The 20,209-nt window shown below is 67.3% G+C and carries 17 protein-coding genes; 5 read left to right on the top strand and 12 right to left on the bottom strand.

Annotation, left to right across the window (positions count from 1 at the left end; all coding sequences use genetic code 11):
• Window positions 1-17 precede the first annotated feature (17 nt).
• The 3 genes from ACHZD8_RS04500 to ACHZD8_RS04510 are packed head-to-tail and all read right to left on the bottom strand — an operon-like array spanning window position 18 to window position 4,653.
• On the bottom strand, window positions 18-2,039 hold the full coding sequence (locus ACHZD8_RS04500) for a glycosyl hydrolase (protein ID WP_394768959.1): 2,022 nt from the start codon (window positions 2,037-2,039) through the stop codon (window positions 18-20).
• Window positions 2,039-2,770 carry an HlyD family efflux transporter periplasmic adaptor subunit gene (locus ACHZD8_RS04505; protein WP_394768960.1) on the bottom strand — a complete coding sequence of 244 codons (732 nt, stop codon included), beginning with the start codon at window positions 2,768-2,770 and terminating at the stop codon, window positions 2,039-2,041. The genes ACHZD8_RS04500 and ACHZD8_RS04505 overlap by 1 nt, the downstream gene beginning before the upstream one ends.
• Complete coding sequence (locus tag ACHZD8_RS04510) at window positions 2,767-4,653, bottom strand: glycosyltransferase family 2 protein (protein WP_394768962.1); 1,887 nt, start codon at window positions 4,651-4,653, stop codon at window positions 2,767-2,769. The genes ACHZD8_RS04505 and ACHZD8_RS04510 overlap by 4 nt, the downstream gene beginning before the upstream one ends.
• A gap of 395 nt (window positions 4,654-5,048) precedes the next feature.
• On the opposite strand from ACHZD8_RS04510, the gene ACHZD8_RS04515 reads away from it, so the two are divergent.
• Window positions 5,049-8,192, top strand: a complete 3,144-nt coding sequence (locus ACHZD8_RS04515; protein WP_394768963.1) for a beta-phosphoglucomutase family hydrolase — start codon at window positions 5,049-5,051, stop codon at window positions 8,190-8,192.
• Window positions 8,193-8,360: 168 nt separating this feature from the next.
• On the opposite strand, the gene ACHZD8_RS04520 is transcribed toward ACHZD8_RS04515, so the two are convergent.
• From ACHZD8_RS04520 to ACHZD8_RS04540, 5 genes are all read right to left on the bottom strand, one after another.
• Entirely contained in the window at window positions 8,361-9,860 is a 1,500-nt protein-coding gene (locus ACHZD8_RS04520; RefSeq protein ID WP_394768964.1) for an APC family permease, read from the bottom strand.
• A gap of 139 nt (window positions 9,861-9,999) precedes the next feature.
• Window positions 10,000-10,998: a heparan-alpha-glucosaminide N-acetyltransferase domain-containing protein gene (locus tag ACHZD8_RS04525; RefSeq protein ID WP_394768965.1), complete on the bottom strand. Its 999-nt coding sequence runs from the start codon at window positions 10,996-10,998 to the stop codon at window positions 10,000-10,002.
• 279 nt (window positions 10,999-11,277) lie between these two features.
• Entirely contained in the window at window positions 11,278-11,694 is a 417-nt protein-coding gene (locus ACHZD8_RS04530; RefSeq protein WP_394768966.1) for a cupin domain-containing protein, read from the bottom strand.
• Between the two features lie 31 nt (window positions 11,695-11,725).
• Window positions 11,726-12,766 carry an alcohol dehydrogenase catalytic domain-containing protein gene (locus ACHZD8_RS04535; protein WP_394768967.1) on the bottom strand — a complete coding sequence of 347 codons (1,041 nt, stop codon included), beginning with the start codon at window positions 12,764-12,766 and terminating at the stop codon, window positions 11,726-11,728.
• Between the two features lie 17 nt (window positions 12,767-12,783).
• Window positions 12,784-13,983: an MFS transporter gene (locus ACHZD8_RS04540; protein WP_394768968.1), complete on the bottom strand. Its 1,200-nt coding sequence runs from the start codon at window positions 13,981-13,983 to the stop codon at window positions 12,784-12,786.
• A gap of 137 nt (window positions 13,984-14,120) precedes the next feature.
• Here ACHZD8_RS04540 and ACHZD8_RS04545 point away from each other — a divergent pair, with 137 nt between their 5' ends.
• Window positions 14,121-14,987 (top strand): helix-turn-helix transcriptional regulator, encoded by an 867-nt coding sequence (locus ACHZD8_RS04545; RefSeq protein ID WP_394768969.1) that lies wholly within the window; start codon window positions 14,121-14,123, stop codon window positions 14,985-14,987.
• A gap of 200 nt (window positions 14,988-15,187) precedes the next feature.
• On the opposite strand, the gene ACHZD8_RS04550 is transcribed toward ACHZD8_RS04545, so the two are convergent.
• From ACHZD8_RS04550 to ACHZD8_RS04565, 4 genes are all read right to left on the bottom strand, one after another.
• Entirely contained in the window at window positions 15,188-15,931 is a 744-nt protein-coding gene (locus tag ACHZD8_RS04550) for an SDR family oxidoreductase (RefSeq protein ID WP_394768970.1), read from the bottom strand.
• A complete protein-coding gene (locus tag ACHZD8_RS04555; RefSeq protein ID WP_394768971.1) occupies window positions 15,928-16,089 on the bottom strand; it encodes a hypothetical protein in 162 nt (53 codons plus the stop codon). Before ACHZD8_RS04555 ends, ACHZD8_RS04550 begins: the two co-directional genes overlap by 4 nt.
• Window positions 16,079-16,387, bottom strand: a complete 309-nt coding sequence (locus ACHZD8_RS04560; protein ID WP_394768972.1) for a hypothetical protein — start codon at window positions 16,385-16,387, stop codon at window positions 16,079-16,081. Before ACHZD8_RS04560 ends, ACHZD8_RS04555 begins: the two co-directional genes overlap by 11 nt.
• 115 nt (window positions 16,388-16,502) lie before the next feature.
• The gene (locus tag ACHZD8_RS04565; RefSeq protein ID WP_394768973.1) at window positions 16,503-17,612 is read right to left on the bottom strand and encodes a DNA alkylation repair protein; all 1,110 of its coding nucleotides are present in this window, start codon (window positions 17,610-17,612) and stop codon (window positions 16,503-16,505) included.
• A gap of 125 nt (window positions 17,613-17,737) precedes the next feature.
• On the opposite strand from ACHZD8_RS04565, the gene ACHZD8_RS04570 reads away from it, so the two are divergent.
• The 3 genes from ACHZD8_RS04570 to ACHZD8_RS04580 all read left to right on the top strand — a co-directional run.
• A complete protein-coding gene (locus ACHZD8_RS04570) occupies window positions 17,738-18,598 on the top strand; it encodes a helix-turn-helix domain-containing protein (protein ID WP_394768974.1) in 861 nt (286 codons plus the stop codon).
• Window positions 18,599-18,994: 396 nt separating this feature from the next.
• Window positions 18,995-19,684, top strand: coding sequence for a hypothetical protein (locus ACHZD8_RS04575; RefSeq protein ID WP_394768975.1), 690 nt, complete (start codon window positions 18,995-18,997; stop codon window positions 19,682-19,684).
• A 38-nt stretch (window positions 19,685-19,722) separates the two neighbouring features.
• Window positions 19,723-20,209: PRC-barrel domain-containing protein (locus tag ACHZD8_RS04580; RefSeq protein WP_394768976.1), on the top strand; the 487-nt coding region annotated here is incomplete at its 3' end.

Genomic DNA, 20,209 nt, shown 5'->3' on the forward strand with positions numbered 1-20,209 from the left:
GTCCACGGGCAGTGCACCTAGCGGGTCATGATCCAGGCGAGCAGGTAGCTGCGGGAGTTTCCGTCGTCGATGAACTTCTCCGGCAGGTCCCGAGCTGCGGCGAGGGCGGTCTTCGCCTGCTCGGGCCCGGCGAGGGCCGAGTACATCAGCAGGTAGTCGCCGAACTGCACGCTATAGCCTGCCGGTGTCGCCTCGGCAACGTTCTTGCCGATGCGCGCGGCGTCCCCGGCGAGATACGTCGAGACAGGGCTCATCGGAATGAGCTGGATGCCCATCTTGGCATTCGCCTCCGCGCTGAACCAGGTGGAGTAGTCCCGCTTGCCGCCCCAGTTGAGGGCGACTATCGAGTGCGCGTATCCGGTGTACACGGCATCGGTGGTGGTGAAGTCGGTCCAGTACGCCTTGCCGGATGCCGCCTCGCCCGAGAGTATCCACAACGCCTCCTTCTTCAGGGGCGTATTCCCCGTGACGCCGCTCCAGAGCGCGAGACCGTTCCAGGCGCTCACCGCCTCCGAACTCGACTCGAGGTTGTTGCCGTCTGCGAACGGCGAGTAGCCGGATGCCCAGGAGTGCCCGGCGTAGGCGTCGAATCCGCGGCGGTCCGGGAAGTACTTCGACGGGCCGCTGGTGGCGAGATCGGCCGCGATGAGGTTCATCACCGGGGTGATGTCCTTGCGCAGCACGACATCCTGCGCCGCGGCGACGCTCGCCGCGTAGAGGAAGTAGCCGTAATGGAAGTTGTGGTCGTTGAACTCCTCTGACCCGAACGACGCCGGGAGCCCGACGAGTCCCTTCATTTTCGCGTCGTAGACGAAGCAGCGCTCCGTGCCCGACTTGCAGCCTGCCTGATTGGTCCACTGGCGCAGGGCCGCGCCCAGGGTCGACCCGACGGACTTGGCCGCAGCGGTATCGCCGAGCTGGTCGGCGAGGGTGAGCAGGTTGGCGAGCCGGTAGAGCGCCTTGCCGCCGAAGTAGGTGTCCGCCGGCAGTGCGATCGTCGCGGCGACGTCCTTGCCCAGTTGGGTGCGCAGGGCGCTCTTGTCCGACTCGCTGAGCGACTTGACATCGAGGGCGTCTGACGGCGTGACGACCGGGGTGCTCCAGGCCAGGGAGGTGCCGGCACAGAGGGACATTGTGCCGTAGGCGGACGGATAGCTGCCGAGGGTGCACGCCGGCGTGGACATCGCCTTCTGCTGGTGCGGCAGCGTGGCGATGAGCGTGTCCTTCTGTCCCTGCGTGCGGTAGCCGAGCCTGGTCGTGGCGTTCGGGCTGTCCGCGGTGTAGTCGAGGGTCACCGACTGCAGGGGTGCCGCGTGGGCGGCGACGGCCTTGAGCGTGCCGTCCTTTGGCACGGGGAACCAGACCGCGGCATCCCCCTTGTCGAGCGAGAGGGTGGTGCCGTCCTTCGCCACCGTGCCCGCCGTCCGCAGGCCGTAGGTGGTGTCGCCGACCCTGGTGGACCAGACGCCGGCGCCGGCCTCCGTGAATTGCTGCCCCATCCGCATAGTCAGCTTCTTCGCCGCGGTGAAGCTCACGAGCGGCGAACCCTCGGCGATCACGGTCGAGCCAAGCTGGGCGCCCGAGCCGTCGAGCTGGGCGATTGTCACCGAGACGTCGTCATAGGCGGTGATCTGGCTCCGTGCCGCCCCGGCATCCACCGTGACGCTCGGAGTGTTGCCGCCCGTGATGGTGTTCGGAGTGGTGGTGACGGTGGGCAGTCCGAGCGTGAAACCGGAGTCGGTGAGACCGAACGAGAGCGGGAGCGGGAAGACAGGAAGCGGCTTCTCGCCGAAGACCAGGCCGGAGAACCAGCGGTTGGTCGGCGGAGCGAGCCCCTTCGCCAGTCGCATGGTCGGCACCTTTCCCACCGATTTGGCGGGCAGCTTCGCCACGGTCGAGCCGATCTGCGAGTCGGGCAGAACGGAGGTCGTCGAGGGGTCGGCGGGCGCGCTGGGGCTCCCGCAGGCAGCGACGGCGAGCAGAATCGCCACCCCCGCCGCCAGGGTGACCGTGCCGCGGGTGATGGTCGTGCGATTCATCAGATTCCAATCTGCTCGAGCAGCGAGAAGAACGAGTCCTTCACGCCGGCGAGGGGTCCGTCGTCGCGTAAGTGCATGATCGCCGTCACCGGGGTTCCCGGTTCGACGAGCCCGTCGTGGCTTCCCGCGATGAGGTCCTTGCTCGTGATCTTGATCGCGGCATCCGCTGCGCCGGCAACCGTCTGCACCTTGACGTCGGCCACCGTGCCGGTGACCCGCTGGTGGTTGGGCAGCACGATTTCCACGCGAGCGCCCTTCTCGACGCGCGCGAAGTCGTAGGAGTCGACCCGGAACTTGGCGAGCACGAAGAAGGGGCCGGTGCGGTCGATCGTGGCGAGCGGCTGGCCGGCACCGACGAGTCCGCCGACCTGGGCCTTGATGTCGGATACCACACCGGGCTCGGTGGCCATGAGCGTGAGGGTGCCGTCCTTCGACGTGGTGTACGCGGCGCTCACCGGCACGGTCTTGGGCGATGAGAGGTCGCGCAGGAGGGTCGCGCTCTGAATGGTCATGAGGGGGTCCCCCTTCTTGACCTTGTCACCCGCCTTCACGGCCTGGCTCACGACGGAGCCGGCGTAGTCGGAGCCGACGGAGTACGAGATGGCGTTGATCGACGCGGAGCCGCTCGCCACCTGGTTCTCGCGTTGGTTGAGCACGAGCGTGGCTCCCGCGACGATCGCGAGCACGATGAACAGTCCGCCGAGAAGGCGGAATCGGTTTCCCCAGGTCATCGGGTCACCATTCCTTTCGAGTCAAAAGCATGGGAAGGCACCGTCGGAGCGGCCTGCGTGGCCGGTACGGCCTGCGTGGCTGGTACGGCCCGCATGGCCGGAGCGGCCTGAGGGGCCGGAGCGGCTTGAGTGGCCGGTACGACCTGCGTGGCCGGAACCGCCTGCGTGGCCGGGACCGCCCGGGCGGCCGGGGCGCGGTGCGCGGATCGAGCCACGGGCGGCCGGGCGAAGGTCGGATAGAGCTGGGGAGCATCGGGCACCGTCACGCGGGCGACGTGCGCCTCCTTCAGTGCCGCAACGATGAACACCGCGAAGACGGCCGTGCTCGTGAGATTCCAGGCGGTGGCGAGGGTGAGCGTGCCGTGGCCGACATCCTTCATGATCGCCACCCCCGAGGTCAGCAGCAGGAACGCGAAGACGAGCACCTGCGGAATCATGAAGTTGAATGGCGAGACTCGTTTGCCGGCGCCTCCCGTGACGTGCCACTTCTGCTCCCGTGCGGCGAACACGTTGATGAACGCCCGGATGTAGATGGGGAACGACACGGTGGCCATCACGAGCGTGGCCGGTCGGAACGAGCCCATGGTGTTGAAGGCGAGCATGATCTGCAGGCCGTAGAAGCCCAGGTAGAAGAGCAACCAGGTGAGCCAGGTCACGGTGAGGTTCACCGGTCGCAGATCGAAGTAGATCTCGAGCGGCGGCACGAGCAGCAGCAGCAGCGGGGTGATCCCGACGAGGTAGTGGGTGGCCGTGACCGTGTACTGGAGCCGCTGGTCCATGGTGAGGCGGTGGCGCGGGTTGAGCGGGTTGTGCCGCATGAGGATCTCGAAACCGCCGGATGCCCAACGCAGCTGCTGCTTGGTGTAGTCCTCCACGGTCTCCGGAGCGTCGCCGACCGCGAGCGTCACGGGGATGTAGACGGAACGCCAGCCCTTCTCGTGAAGCATGAGCGAGGTCCATACGTCCTCCGACTTGGAGTCGGTGAACATGCCGCCGATGTCGTTGATGGCCTCGCGACGGAAGATCACGTTGGTGCCGACGCAGAACGCGGCATTGAAGCGGTTGCGACCGGGCTGGATGAACCGGTAGAACACAGACTGCATGAATCCGGCGCCGCTCGAGACGAGGTTCTTGATGTTGCCGTAGGTCTGCGGCGTCTGCACGAATGCGACGTTGCCGTCGATGAAGAACGGGACCGTCTCGTAGAGGAAGTCCTCCTTCGGCACGAAGTCGGCGTCGAAGATCGCGTAGAACTCGCCGTTGCTGATCGACAGCGCGTGGTTGACGTTGCCGGCCTTCGCGCCGTGGTTGCTCAGTCGCCGCACATAGCGGGCCCCGACGTCCGCCGCCATGTCGCGCACAGCATCCGACCCGCCGTCGTCGAGGATCCACGTGACGTGCTCGCCGCGCATCGCGACGGCCGCCGTGGCGGTGCGGCGGATCTTCGCCAGCTCCTCGCCGTAGACGGTGATGAACACGTCGACGCCGACACGCTTGTCGTCGAGGAAGATCGCCCAGTCCTTCGGGCTCGACTCGGTGCCCTCCTCCTCGATGGTTCCGGCATCGAAGATGCGCTCCTGGGAGTGATGGAAGGCGAAGTCCCGGGGATCGACTCCTCCCGAGAGGATCGTCCACATCGAGACGAGGGCCTGGGTCACCAGGATCACCTCGGCGGTGATCACGAGGCTATAGGGCAACCAGTCCCCGCGATTGGCCGGGTTGAGGAGGAAGAACGTGTACGCGAGCACGCCGATCGTGGCGATGAGCACGAAGAGCACGAGTGTCGGCGAGTTGGCCGCGCCGTTCTCGGCGACACGGGCGAGTGGGGTGTGCTGGGAGCGGCGGTTGCCGCGAAAGGGTCTGTCTTTCCAGAGTGGTGCCATGATGCTGATCTCCATTCCGTTGGGCAGGCGCGATCACTCGCGCCCGGCACGTGTGTGTCGGGCAACGGCGACGATGGCGTTGGCGGTGGGGCTCTCTGTGCCCTTCACCTGCTGAACTGAAACGACACGATCAACGCGCGTGACCCACATGACCTAAAAGTCAACCGGAGGTGTCGCGGCGGATGGTGCCGATTACAGGCTAAACACAGCACGGCTGAAAAATCCCCTATATTCGCCCGGTTGTACCCCTTTTCGAGGGCCTTTTGGGGGTATTGTCCCCCGTTCAGGGGACAGCTCCGTCCGCCCAAAAAGTCGAGGAATCCATTGGTCATCCGGGCTCCGTGAGCGGGACCAAAGCCACTGTCGGAGGCGGCCGGCGGCACGAGACTGGACCGATGAGCGAGCGGCCAGGCAGCACTCACGAAACGCCCTCGTCGCCATTCGACGCCGTCATCCTCGACCTGGACGGTGTCGTCACCGACACCGCGAGCGTGCACGCGAGAGCGTGGAAGAGGCTCTTCGACGAGGCGCTCCCCCGGCTCGCTCCGACGGCCCAACCCTTCGACGACGCCGACTACCGCAGCCACCTCGACGGTCGCACGCGGGAGGACGGTATCCGGGAATTCCTGGCCTCGAGGGCAATCACGCAAGACGCCGAGTCGATCGCGGTCCTCGCTCTGCAGAAGCAACGCCTCTTCGAGGCAGAACTCGCGACGACCGGAGTCAGCACGGTGCCGGGCACCGTCGAGTTCCTGCGGGCGGTTCGCGGACGCGGCATCCGCACCGCCGTCGTCACGTCGAGCCGGAATGCCGAGAGAGTTCTGGAGGCGGCGGGGGTCGGTGGCCTCTTCGACGTGCGCGTTGACGGCAACGACCTCCGACGCCTGCGACTCGCCGGCAAGCCGAGTCCCGCCCCGTTTCTCGAGGCCTGCCGTGCCCTCGCCGTCGAGCCGGACCGCACGGTCATGGTCGAGGACGCCGTCTCTGGAGTGCGGGCCGGGGCGGCAGGCGGCTTCGGCCTCGTGGTGGGACTCGATCGATCCCCCGAGAACTCGCCTCTTCTGGTCGCCGGCGCCGACGTGGTCGTGCGCGATCTTCGCGACCTGGACCTCGATGCGGCGGGCCGCGATGGCGCCACAAGCCAGTGGATGCTGAGCTACGACGGATTCGATGCGGCGCAGGAGGGCACCCGAGAGGCGCTGTGCACCCTGGCCAACGGCTACTGGGGAACACGCGGCGCCGCGGCGGAGACCGACGCAGACGGCGTTCACTACCCCGGCACCTACTTCGCCGGCGTCTACAACACCGTCAGGAGCGAACGGGACGGCGTCGCCACCGAGAGCGAGGCCATGGTGAATGCCCCGAACTGGCTACCCCTCTGGTTCCGGGTGGATGGCGGGGCCTGGTTCGCGCCGTCGACCGCGCGGCTGCTCGACTATCGGCAGGAACTGGACCTGCGGCGGGCCCTGCTGACCCGTGACCTCCGATTCACCGACGACGACGGCCGGATCACTCGCGTGCGGTCTCGGCGGCTGGTCTCCCAGGCCAGCGCGCACACGGCGATGATCGAGACCACGATCGAACCGGAGAACTGGAGCGGAGCGCTCACCGTGCGGTCGGCCATCGACGGTCGGGTGACTAACCGCAACGCCGCCGGGTCGCCCCTGCTCACCCGGCGGCATCTCGCGGCCCGCAAGACGCAAGAGCTCGATGCGGAGAGCATCCTGCTCGAGATGGAGACCATCCGGTCCGGCATCCACATCGCGACCGCCGCCCGCACGCGGGCGTTCGACGGGGCCCACCGGCTGACTCCGACCCGCAGCTTCCTGGTCGACGAGGAGGGCTGGGTCGCCCACGAACTCGACCTCACCGTGACCGCCGGGCACGGCATCCGAATCGAGAAGGTCGTGGTGGTGCGCACCTCGCGGGACCGCGCGATATCCTCACCGGCCGAGGCGGCCGCGACCCTGCTCGGCCGGACACCGGGTGCGGACGCCCTGCTCGCCGCGCACGAGCGGGCGTGGCGGATTCTCTGGGACGAGTTCCGGGTCGAGTTGCGCTCCGGCGAGCGCCAGTCCCTCGCCCTCAACCTCAACACCTTCCACGTGCTGCAGACCCTCGCCTCGGTGACCGCCGACCTCGACGCCGGTGTCCCGGCGCGGGGGCTGCACGGCGAGGGCTATGGCGGGCACGTCTTCTGGGATGAGCTCTTCGTCTACCCGTCGCTCACCCTCCGCCGACCGGACCTCAGCCGCACGCTCCTCGGCTACCGCTACCGGCGGCTGGACGAGGCCAGGTCAGCCGCGCGCGCCGAGGGGCTCAGCGGCGCGATGTTCCCCTGGCAGAGCGGCATCGACGGCCGGGAGGTCACGCCTCGCGAGCTGTTCAACCCGCTGACCGGAACCTGGATGCCCGACAACTCCTATCGCCAGCGCCACGTCGGCCTGGGGATCGCGTACAGCGCCTGGCAGCACTACCAGTCCACGGGCGACCTGAACTTCCTGGTAGACCAGGGCGCCGAGCTGGTGATCGAGGTGGCCCGCTACTTTGCGGATCTGGCCGGGCACGAGCCGGCCACCGGCCGGTACTCGATCAGCGGGGTGATGGGGCCGGACGAGTTTCACGACGGCTACCCGGACGAGCCGGGAAAAGGGCTGCGCAACAATGCGTACACGAACGTGATGGCCGCGTGGGTGCTGCGACGGGCGGCAGACACCGTGACGCTCCTGGCCAGCCGGTCGTGTCGGCCGCTCTGGGACCGGCTGGGGCTTCTCACGACAGAGGCGGATCGCTGGCTGGACATCGGCAGGCGCCTCACCGTGCCGTTCCTCCGCGACGGCGCGATCGCGCAGTTCGAGGGCTACGAGAGTCTCGCCGAGCTGGACTGGGAGCGTTACCGAAGCCGCTACGGGTCGATCGGTCGCCTCGACCTGATCCTCAACGCCGAGGGCGACAGCACCAACCGCTACAAGGTGTCCAAACAGCCGGATGCCCTCATGCTGCTCTACCTGTTCTCTGCCGAGGAACTGCGCGAGCTCCTCGGCGAGATGGGCTATCCGCTCCCCGCCGAGGCGGTCGTACGCACCGTAAATCACTACACCGAGAGATCTACCTACGGCTCGACCCTGTCCAACGTCGTGCACTCGTGGATCGAGGCGCGGCAGCGACGGGAGCGATCGTGGGACTTCCTCACCCGGGCGCTTGAGAGCGATCTCTCCGACATCCAGGGCGGCTCGACCAGGGACGGCATCCATGTCGGCGCCATGGCCGGCTCCATCGACATGGTCGGCCGCTGCTACCCGGGGCTGGAGCTGCGTTCCGACATGCTGTGGCTGCATCCTCTGCTGCCCCCGGAGATCGACTCGATCGCGTTCGACTTCACCTACCGGTCGCAGCAACTGCGGCTGGAACTCTCCCACACGCTGCTCACCGTGTCGGTGGAGAGAAGCGGCGCGGCCCCGATCACGGTGGTGGTGGACGGCCTTCGCTCCGAACTCGCGCCGGGTGAGTCGAGGCAGTATGTGCTCGACGGCACATGAGGCTTGCCCTGAAGCCACCGTGTCCAGCGCCGCTCGCTGCGCAGCTCTCGCCTGTGGCGGGGGAAAGGGTCTCGCGGAGGGAGTCATTACTCCCTCCGCGAGCACATTTCCCCGCCAAGGCGTGACACGACTCCCTCCGCGAGGCAGAGCCGCATCGGCAGTTGCACGCTACTTCGAGAGGCCCCGAAGCATCTCGGCGACCTGCACGGCGTCGCCCTGTGGGGCGTCGGAGTGACGGTCCGGCCGCGCGATGAACAGGTAGAGCAGGCCGGTGCCCACCACCACGCCCAACCCGATCAGCACGATCCAGTCGTTGAGCAGCACTCCGCTGCGGCCGGGCCAGGCCAGCAGCAGCATCGCGGCGATCCCATAGAGCAGCGCCGCCACGTTCACCGCGAAGCCGACGCGACCGAGGTTGAACGGCCCCGCGGGCCGCCAGCCCTTGAGCCGCTGGCGGAGGGCGGCGAGAACCACGGCCTGGAATGCCACATAGATGCCGATCACCGCGAACGCGGTTACCTGGGTGAGAAGCCCATCCGGCCCGACGTAGATCAGCACACAGATGAGCACCGGGATGCCGCACGCCACGATGAGCGCGTTGATCGGCACCCTGCTCTTGGGCGACACCCTGGCCAACCAGCGGTGGCCGGGCACCATGCCGTCGCGTCCGAATGAGAAGAGCAGTCGGCTCGCCGCGGCCTGCAGGCTCAGCACGCAGGACAGGAAGGCGGTGAGGGCCACCACCAGGAAGATCTTCGCCCCCACCGCACCGAGGCTCGATTCGAGGATGTGCGGGATCGGATCCGGGTCCTTGCCGCTGACGATCGACGCGAGGTCCGGCGCGGCGAGCACATATCCCCCGAACGCAAACAGCGCGGAGACTCCGCCGACGAGGATCGTCATGATCATCGCCTTGGGGATCTGGCGTGCCGGGTTCGCGACCTCCTCCGCGACATCACCGCAGGCCTCGAACCCGTAGAACAGAAAGAGTCCGGCAAGAGCTGCGCCGAGGAAGGCGCCGAAGTAGCTCCCGTTTCCCTCCACGCCCATGCTGTTGAAGAAGACCTCGAAGCCCTGGTGCCGCTGGAAGATCAGCAGGTAGAGCCCGACGCCGATCACGCCGACGAGTTCGGCCGCGAGCCCGATCTTGGCGACCCGCGCGAGGGTCTTCGTTCCGGTGAAGTTGAGCCCGAGCGCGATGAAGAGCAACACGAGGGAGAGCAGGAGGGTGATCTCCTTGGTCAGCGCGAAGCCGAACAGGCTGGCGAAGAATCCGCTGCCGAACTCCGCGATTGCGGTGATAGACACGATCATCGCCCAGATGTAGATCCACGCCGCCATCCAGGCGTAGCGCCGCCCCCAGAGCCGACGCGCCCAGGGATAGATGCCGCCGTGGATCGGGTACTGCGAGACGACCTCACCGAACACGAGGGACACCAGCAACTGGCCGGAACCCACAATCACGAGCCAGAAGATGGATGGCGGACCGCCGGCGCTGAGCGCGAGCGCGAAGAGCGAGTAGACCCCCACGAGGGGCGAGAGATAGGTGAAGCCGAGGGCGAAGTTGCCCCACAGCGTCATCGAACGGTGGAAGGAATCCTGGTAGCCGAGGGCCTCGAGGTGTTCGCTGTCACCGAGAACTCTGCCGGCGGGCTTTTCTTCTGGCATCGTTGCCTTTCAGATCTATCCGGCGGGGCCGTGGAAGGACCCGCCGGTGACACCCAATATGTCGAGCCAAACCTAGCGCCGCGCGCACCCTCGCCGCCCCGAATTGGTCGGCGACCGGTCCGTCCGCGTGTCGCGGCGCCTACAACCCGAGCCGCAGTCCGCGCCGGTGCATCCACCATGCCACCGCGGACAGCACGGTGAGGATCACGATCAGTTGCAGCGCGGCGAGCCAGCCCGGAGCCTCGGCGTACCACCACGCGGCGGGAGGCACAACGACAAGGGAGAGGATCACCAGGTGCAGGAAGTACAGCGCGAGCGCGTTCTCGCCCCACCAGCAGAAGAATCCGGCGCCCTGTGGGGCGAATCGGGCGCCGTACTCGAACGCGAGGAAGACGAGCGCGCTGATCGCCAGGGTGATCAAGACGAAGCTCAGCGACACCCGGTTCTTGCTCACCGGCACCACCACGGCGGAGAGTGCGGCCGCGACGGCCAACGCGGCACAGCAGATGGCGTAGGGAGCGCGCCCGCTGCGCCAGACATCCGCCACGGCCGTGGACAGCACCAGCAGCGCCGCCCAGGACAGCGCGCCGAAGAGTCCCCCGTGCACGGTATGGAGCACGGTCGAGAGCATCGACAGGCCGAGCACGTATTGATAGCCGATCAGCATCAGCGCCCCCATGGCGAACCGGGCCCAGGTCGGGAGCCGAATCACCGCCAGGCAGATCAGGCCGGCCACCCCGAGAGCCTGGAGCACTCCCCAGTCGGTGGGCACACCGGACACCACCGCCCCGCCCGCGACGAGGGCGCCGAGCCCGATCAGGGCGAGATACCTCACGACGAAGTGTCGATAGGCGGCGGCCGTGCCGGATCGAGCCCGCCGCGCGAAGGACGTGCCGTAGTTCAACCCGATCACGAAGACGAAGGCCGAGGCGACCGTGTCCGCCACGGTGAAGCCGATGTCGGGGGCGTGCTTGAGCAACGCCGGAACCACCCGCACGCCGCTGAGATAGTCGCCGCCCACCATCAGGATCACGAGCACGCCCCTGAACCGGTCGATCGCGAGGTTCCTCACCGATTCGGGCGCCGCGTGCGCACGCGCGTTCGACTCTCCCCGCTCGACTCCGGTGCCGGCTCGCATGGTGCCAACCGTACCCCTCCCGAACCCGCCGGCGACCTCGGCTCTGGCCGAAAACACCCTCGGCCGAGGAACGGCGGCGGCGCGTGCAATCGGGGTCAACGCGTGCGCCCCGGCCGGGCAGCCGGGATTGTTAGGCCAGCATCGTTCGGGAATCGGCCGCGTCGACGAGGTGCCCGCGTCCCTCACACGGTGAGTGGGCCACGGGTTCCTGCGAAGACCCAAGCATCGGCTGACGCCTCTCGAACCTCCCGTGTGCGTGAGCAGATCAGGCCCGTGGGTTCACGCGTCGGCCTCGGCCTCGCCGTTGTATTGGGCGTCGGTGATGTGTTCCAGCCAGGTGGTGGTCGTGGCGGGGTCGTCCGCGTTCTCCGTCATGGCGATATGTTCCATGAAGCTGCCGTCGGCAGCCGCGTGCCAGTGCTCCTGACCGGGCGGGGTGTAGACGGTCTGGCCGGGGTGGGCGTCGATGATGCTGCCGTCTCGGGTGCCGAATCGGCCGATGCCCTGGGTGATGCGGACGTATTGGCCGCGGGCGTGGGAGTGCCAGGCGGTTCGTGCGCCGGGGGCGAAGCGAACGGTGGCGACGGTCAGGTGCTGACCGTCCTGGTGGGGGACGGCGATCATGTCCAGCCACACGTCGCCGGCGAACTGTTCGGGCGGGTTCTTTGTGGTTGGTCTGGTCGGTTCGAGATTCACGGGTGATTCCTTTCGAGAGGTGGGGCAGCAGCTAGAAGGTGATCATGACCTTGAGGGCCTCGCGGTCGTCCATCGCGCGGTAGGCCTCGGGCACGCCGTCGAGGCCGACGGTGCGGTCGAAGACTCTGCCGGGATTGACACTTCCGCTGAGGATGGCGGGCATCAGTCTTTCGATGTACCCGCGCACGGGCGCCGGGCCTCCGGTGAGGGTGATGTTCCCGCCGAAGAGGCTGGCGAATCCGACGGGGGCGTTCTCGTACTGCGGCACTCCGACGCGGCTGATGACGCCGCCGGGGCGGACGATCTTGTAGGCCTGCTCGTACGCGGGCATGTGGCCGACCGCTTCGAGCACCTTGCGGGCACCGAAACCGCCGGTGAGTTCGCGGACCTTCGCGATTCCTTCCTCGCCGCGTTCGGCGACGACGTCGGTGGCGCCGAACTCGATGCCGAGATCGGTGCGGGCCTTGTGGCGTCCCATCAGGATGATGCGCTCGGCACCCAGCTGCTTAGCGGAAAGCACGGCCAGGAGGCCGACGGCCCCGTCACCGATGACCGCGACCGTGTCGCCGGCGGTGACGCCGGCGCGGTGAGCGGCGTGCCACCCGGTTCCGTACACGTCAGACAGGGTGAGCAGCGAGGTCAGCAGCGGCGAATTCTCGTCGACGCCGGGAACCTTCACGAGAGTGCCGTCGGCGAATGGGACGCGGATGGCTTCGGCCTGGCCGCCGCCCATACCGGGCATGTCCCAGAAGCCGCCGTGCACACACGAGGTGTAGAGACCTTCTGTGCAGAACTCGCAGGTGCCGTCGGAGAACGCGAACGGTGCGATGACCAGGTCGCCGACCGCCAGGGTGCGCACGTCGGAGCCCAGCGCTTCGACGACGCCGATGAATTCGTGCCCCATCGAGACTCCCTCGGGAGTCTCGTTCATGCCGTGATACGGGTGAAGGTCGGATCCGCACACGCACGCGCGCACAATGCGAACGAGGGCGTCCGTGCTGTCCTTCAGTGCGGGGTCCGGGGCGTCGATGATGCGGACGTCGCCGGGTCCGAACATGTAGGTGGCTTTCATAGTTGGCTCCTTGTGCGTTAGAGGTGGGCGGGGAAGGCGTTTCGGCGCCCGTAGATGGTCAAGGCGAGTGCGGCGAGGCCGGAGACCATCATCACGATGGTCAGAACAAGGCCGTCGAAGTTGGTGAGCAGTGCGGCGCCGAGGATGCCGGCGGTGAAGATCGCGAGGTTGAACGCGACCGGAAGGAACGAGTTCGCTACGTCTGAATCGGCGCCGCCGGTGGTCGTCAGGGCTGCCTGGAGCTGGGCTGCCGCACCGCCGAAGGTGATTCCCCACAGGACCGTCGCGACGATTATGGCGACGGTCGAGGTGTGTCCGACCGGCAGAACCCCGCCAGCCGCGATGAACACCAGGACGCTGCCGTGGAGCAGCGGGCGGGGATAGCGGTCCAAGAGCGCGCCGGTGATGACAATGCCGACGATCGAGGCGACACCGAAGATGAAGAGTTGCAGGTCGACGGTGAGGTCGCTGTTTGCGGCACGCAGGTACGGGGAGATGTAGGTGTAGATGGTGTTGTGCGCGAGCATCCACGTGAAGATCACGGCGAGGATGATGAGGAGGCCCGGGATGCGCAACACGCGCACGATGGGGAGGCGGGATTTGCCGGACTGGCCCGGCGCATCGGGGGCGATGACGGCGATCGCGGCTCCGGCGACGAGGGCGACTGCCGAGAGTCCGATGAAGGCCCACCGCCAATCGAAGGTCATTCCCAACCACGAACCGAGTGGCGTCCCGAGGGCGAATCCGACCGGCGCCCCGGCGGAAACGATCGCCAACGACAGTCCCGCCCGCGATGGGGGGCTGATCGTGCGCCCATAGGCAGCGAGCATGCCCCAGATGATGCCGGAGAACGAGCCGGCGACGAATCGCGACGCCAACGACAGGGTGACGTCGGACGAGAGCGCCGTGGTGGTATTGGCCAGAATGAGTCCGAGGATGGCGACAAGGATCAGCGGCTTTCGACGCATGCCCCTGGTCAGGGTGATGGCGGGAATCGTCACGATGACCGTGCCGAGCGCGTATGCACTCACGTACAGACCGATAGTGCCTTCGGAAGTGCTCATCCCGTTGGCGATGATCGGCAGCAGTCCGGCAGGCATGGTTTCCATCGCGACGAGCACGAAGCCGATCACCGCCAGCGCTGCGAGAGTCGCGAGGGGTAGGCGTGTCCGCGTTTCGGCGGCCGGAGGCGTTGGAGCCTGAAGGGTGGTAGCCACTGTGTCCTTAAGTCGATCCATACGGTTGCTCAGTCGTGTTCCAGTGAACGCCCCAACCCGGTCGCGAGGGAGTCCCTGTCGAAGGGTGTATCAGGGGAGCACCCCATTCCACGTTCGAGAGCCGTAACGTCGTTCTCATGGACAATCACTCCGAGGTACGCGAGTTCCTGATGTCGCGACGCGCGAAGGTGACCCCCGAACTCGCGGGCCTCCCCGCCGGCTCCAACCGACGCGTGGCCGGGCTGCGCCGCAGCGAAGTGGCAACCCTTGCCGGAGTGAGCGTCGAGTACTACGCCAAACTCGAACGCGGCGCAATCGCCGGCGCATCGTCGTCGGTTCTCGACGCGATCGCTCGCGCCCTGCAACTCGACGACACCGAACGCACACACCTGTTCGACCTTGCCCGCGCGGCCGACGGCATACCCCTATCCGGACGTCCCCGCCGTCGCACGGGCAAGAACGCCGTGAACCGTCCTAGCCTGCAATGGATGCTTTCGGCGATCACCGGAGGCATCGCTGTGGTCATCAACCTGCACCAGGATATCCTCGCCACGAACGATCTCGGCCGGGCCTTCTACTCCCCCATCATCGGTGACGGCGGACGCACCCCCAATCTCGCGCGCTTCCAGTTCCTCGACTCCGCGTCCCGTGATTTCTATCCCGATTGGGACCTGTTCGCGGAGATGTGTGTCGCGATCATGCGCGCGCGCGCCGGCCACGACCCGCACAATAAGGCGCTCCAAGACATCGTCGGCGAGTTGTCGACCCGCAGCGATGTCTTCCGCCAGTTGTGGGGCGCGCATGATGTGCGTACGCACGGTACGGGCACCAAACGCTTCAACCACCCCGTCGTTGGCGAACTCACCCTCGCCTATGACGAACTTGTCGTCACCGCAGACCCGGGGCTGCTGCTCATGGTCTACACCGCCGAACCCGGCTCCCCCAGCGCCGAACGCCTACAACTGCTCGCGAACTGGGCTGCCACGAGCGTCAGCGCGGGCTGAGCGCGAGCGACACGCCTCAGGCCGGACGTCTCATCGCGACGTCGAGACCCCAGCCGGGACGGAATCGGCGGTGACGAGGTCGGACGCGGTCGGAGGCACTGATGGGGAGTTTGTCATGTGATCCAGTTTCTTTCGTGAGCGGAGAGGTCAGACCGGGTGCGGTTCACCCCGGTCTAGTGGTCGGTGCTGGGAGCGCCGATTCAGCCTTGTAGCGTCGGCCGGACGACGATCTCGTTGACATCCACCGACCCGGGCTGGGCGACCGCGTAGCCGATGGCTTCAGCGACGGCAGATGCCGGCAACCCCAGTTGCCGGGTCGCAGCGTGCGCGGCTGCCTGGCTGGCTTCGTCGCCACCACGGTCGGCGAGTTCGCTGACCGTGAAGCCGGGACTGATCACCGTGACCCGTACGACGGTGCTCTCCTGGCGAAGTCCCTCCGAGAGAGCGCGGACGGCGAACTTCGTCGCGCTGTAGACGGCCGCCGTCGGGTCGACCCGGTGGCCCGAAACGGACGCGACGTTGACGATGTGACCGCGCCCCTGCGCCTCCATCAGGGGCAGCCCCACGGCGATGCCGTGCAGCGTACCGCGTAGGTTCACGTCGATCATCTGGTTCCATTCGTCGATGCGCAGGGCGGTGAGCCGAGACAGCGGCATGACGCCGGCGTTGTTGACGAGCACGTCTATGCGGCCGCGCAGCGCCAGCGCCGTCTCGGCAAAGGCCCGCACGCTGACGAGGTCGGTGACGTCGAGTTCCGCGTAGTCGGCTCGACCTCCGGCCGTCCTGATCTCGTCGACGACGGCGGCGAGCCTGTCGGTGCGCCGGGCGCCGAGCACGACCGGGTAGCCGAGCGACGCGAGGTGCCTCGCGGTCGCCTCGCCGATTCCGCTGCTCGCGCCGGTGATGAGAACGGCTCCGCCGTTGTGGGGTGTTGTCGTGGTCATGAGATCTCCTTGAGGGGTGTGGTTGCGCGGGAGCTGCCCGCGACTGTCGGATAGGCCGCGGTCGCGGCGAGGAAGGCGGCGACTCCGATGCCGAGCCCGAAGAACAGCTCAAGCGGTGTGGCCCGGGTGCGGTCCGCGGCGGCGATCTCAGTTGCCATCGACGCGGTGCAGCACGGTCGTCAGGTTCCAGTCGACGGTGGCGTGGTCGATGGTGGCGTGCACCGGCGAGTCGGCCATTTCGCCGTTGATGCCGGCGGCGCCGGCGCGGGCGTGTTCCAGACTGTCGTACGCGACGATGTCGATGATGGTGCCGTCGCCGGTCTCGAGGATACGGCGCCATTCGAAGCCGGGCTGGCGCACCAGGTACTCGTCGATGTCGGCGTTGGCGGTGATGAAGTCGGCGGCGGTGAGGCCGGCGGCCGGTCGGAGGGTGGTGATTTCGAGGATCTCGGTCATGGTGGGCAGCTCTCTCTGTCAGTCATGCATGGTGTGTTTCGTACGTCGAGTCTCGGCGCGATGCCTCGAGGGAGGAAGGCCGGGAGAACCTAGGTGCGCCACACCCTGGCGGCGTTCACACCTCGGGCAGGAGCTCGAATTCCGCTCGTCCCATCACGAGGCCGTTCACCTGCAGTTCGATGGCGTGCGGTCCGGGATAGTAGCGACGGCTCGTGATCGCACGGAACGAGTGGTCCCGCGTGCGGTCGAGGCGGTCGCCCGGTGCGAGCGTCGCGGTGGTCAGCTTGAAGGTCTTGCCGGTCTGTGTGCCGGTGGCCTTGCTGTGGTGAACGATGTAGTCGATGGCCAGGCGCGCCGGTTGGTCACCTTTGTTGACTACACCGACGCCGAAGCGCACGGTCCCTCCGAAGGGCACCGCCGCGGCATCCAGAACCGGGCCCTCGACGGCGATCGACACCGCCGGAGCGAAACCGAGCAGCGACAGCGCCTCGGGATCGCCGCGCTTGACCAGTGTCCGCAACCCGTGGGCGACCAGTCGTGCGGTGTTCTCGTCCGGGTGCGCGAGCCAGGCCCGCGCCGTCTCGACGACGATCGCCGGCTGCTGGCGGCTGAGGTCGTTGAGATGGTTGGCGACCGAACGCCGCACGTATTCGCTGCGGTCGCGGTAGAGCGCGGTGATGATCGGCAGTGTCGCCCTCGGGTGGGCGAGGAGCCCCCGCACCCGGGTCGACCACGGCAGGAAGGCACGGGTGCCCTCGGAGGCGAGGCGTCGGATATCGACCTCGGGCGACGCGGTCCACGTCTGGATCACGGGGAGCGCCCGATCGAGGTCGTGGTCGAGCAGGCTGCGGATCGCAAACTCGGAGGTGAGCCGCGAGGTGAGTTCGGCGAGCAACTGCAGGGCGTCGTCGAAGGCTGCATCGGTGTTCTCCCCGATGGCCTTGGCGGCCACGGCCCCCGTGACGGGCCAGATCAGCCAGCCGCTGAACATCGGAACCCCGTGCTGGGCCCGCCGGATCGTCGCGACGAACGATCCGTAGTCACCGGGCAGGTCGCGAAGCAGGGCGTCTCTGAGCAGGTCGCTGCGTTCGCGAAGCGAGAGGGGAGTCAGACTCGTCGACGCCGATTGCAGGCTGGTCAGTGCCGCGGTCGGCGCCGCGACGTGGATCGCGCGCACGAGGGCGTTCGCGGTGTGGGGTCCGATGAGTTCGTCGGCGAAGGGCATGGGTGGGCTTTCTGTTTGTGGCTGTCATCTCAGACTGCCTCGAACATCCCCACCACAGAAGGCCGCCGCTGCCTAGGTGCACCGCACCCTGGGAGCCCGCCACGCCTCGCGACTAAGTTGGAACGATGCAGACTCTCACTGGCAATGCATTGGGCGATTTCCTGCGAGCGAGCCGCGGCAGCCTGCACCCGCAAGAAGCCGGCCTCGCTGGTGGCCGCGGAACCCGCCGGGTCGCCGGCCTCCGTCGTGAGGAGGTGGCCGTGCTGGCCGGGGTCAGTGCCGACTACTACGCGCGGCTCGAGCAGGGCCGCGAGCGCAGTCCTTCGTCGCAGGTTCTGGATGCAATCGCGCGCGCCTTGCGGCTCGATACCGATTCACGGGGGCACCTCTACCGCCTCGCCGGAATGAACCCGAGCCTGCGCGCCGGAAGCTCGCGCGACCTCGTCGACCCCGCGCTGCTGACGCTGCTCGATTCCTTTGTCGCCGCGGCCGCGTACGTGCTCGGGCCGTCGTTCGACATCCTGGCGACCAACTCCCCCGCCGCCGCCCTGTTGGCGCCCTTCGCGCAGCCCGGCGCCGAGGGTCCGCTCAACATGGTGAAGGTGCTGTTTCTGCATCCCGAGGCGAAGTCCGTGTTCATCGAGTGGGACTCCGTGACACGGGCGACGGTGCACGCCCTGCACCTGAATGCCGGGTACGACCCCAACAATCCCGCCATCATGGCACTGCTCGACGAGCTTCTTCCCGTCGACGCATTCCGTACGCTGTGGAACGACCAGACCGTCGCCGGTCTCGCCCGTGCGTACAAGGTCTTCGTGCACCCCTCGGTCGGCCGCATCGAACTGACCTACCAGACGTTCGAAGTGCGGGATGCCCCTGGGCAGCAGTTGCTCGTCGGCACACCCGCGATCGGCAGCTCGAGCGCCGACGCACTCGCGCTGCTCGGCTCGTTGCACGCGACTGCCGCGCGCGGCGTCCACGCGTAGCGGGCGTCGGCGGCGGGGCGGATGATTCGTCCAGGCGCTCGCATTGAATTCCGGGATGTGCACGCGGTCGAGGGATGAGGCGCGCGCGGCGCAATCTGGCTTAAAGGACTCACTCCGACGACCTGCAAATCCGGCGGCAGCTTTGAGCCTCCCGGGAAGTGCGAGCGGACAGAAGAACACTGATCCATACCCGAATGTGGGATCCATTTCAAGCCCCTAACGGAGTGCGCCGTTGCCCGTACATTAGGGGACGTTGGTTCAGCAGGCCACCGAACCCCCCGCACGAGCCGAGTGCGACAGCGCTGGCCCTTCCGACCAGTCCTCGACCAGTCGAGGGACAACGCGTGCCGCCACCGGTCGGCGCTCCACCCATTTCCCTTCAGCGAAGGAAAGACGATGACTGCATCCCCCACCCCTTCTGAGCCCCAGCGTGGCGCTCCCGTGAACGAGCGTCAGCCTGGCGCTCCCGTCTACGACACCGAGTCGACGGCGGCCGCAGTTCCGGTGGACGGCACTCACACTCTGCGACACGATGTGGTGGAGCGTCAAAAAGAGGAGTTCGGCGGGGTCAAAGTCGGCGCCGCGTTCTTTGGCTGGCTCACCGCCACCGGCACCGCGGTTCTTCTCACGGCCGTTGTGGGAGGTGCCGGAGCCGCGCTCGGACTGGGCAGCAACGGATCGGCCAAGAATGCAGCCGATGCCGCCAAACAGAATGCCGGGACGGTCGGACTGGTGGGCGCAATCGCCCTGGTCGTGGTGCTTTTTGTCGCCTACCTCGCCGGTGGATACGTCGCGGGCAGGATGGCTCGCTTCAGTGGAGCGAAGCAGGGTGTCGCTGTCTGGTTGTGGGCGGTTGTCATCGCCGTGGTGGTGGCCATTGTTGCCGCCGTGGCAGGAACCAAGTTCAACATCTTGGCGAACCTCAACAGCTTCCCCCGAATCCCGCTGAGCGAAGGCACCCTCACCGCAACCGGCATCGTCACCGCGATCGCTGTCGCCGTCGTCAGCCTGATCGGAGCGATCCTCGGCGGGCTCGCCGGCATGCGCTACCACCGTGCCATCGACAGGGCCGGCCTCGGCCGATAGGCACCACCAGAAGCACAAGAGAAGAAAGGCCGAAATAGATGATCAGTTCGAATAACGTCGCGAGCCTCATCGGCGCCACCGTCACCGATCCCGACGGGGACAAGATCGGAAGGGTCGCTCAGATATTTGTCGACCCGACCACCGGGCACCCCAACTGGGCCACGGTGAAGACCGGACTCTTCGGCGCGTCGGAATCGTTCGTCCCTCTTGAGGAGGCTGAGGAAGCCGGAGGTGAGATCCGGCTCCCCTACTCGAAGGATCTTGTCAAACACGCCCCGAGAGTCGATGCCGGCGGCTCCCTCCAGTCGATCGAGGAGGACCGCCTCCACGGCTACTATCGCGGTGTCGACGCTGACACAGCGGTCGGAAATGACATCACCGGCCCTGCCGCGGCCGAAGCGACGGCTCGCTCGAGGCAGGGCCTTGATATCGACACCGTGAGTCCCGAGGAGGCACGCCTCGAGCCCAAGCCCAAGCCCAAGCCCAAGCCCAAGCCCAAGCCCAAGCCCAAGCCCAAGCCCAAGC

This window comes from Lacisediminihabitans sp. (assembly GCF_043726815.1).
Classification (GTDB): Bacteria; Actinomycetota; Actinomycetes; order Actinomycetales; family Microbacteriaceae; genus Lacisediminihabitans.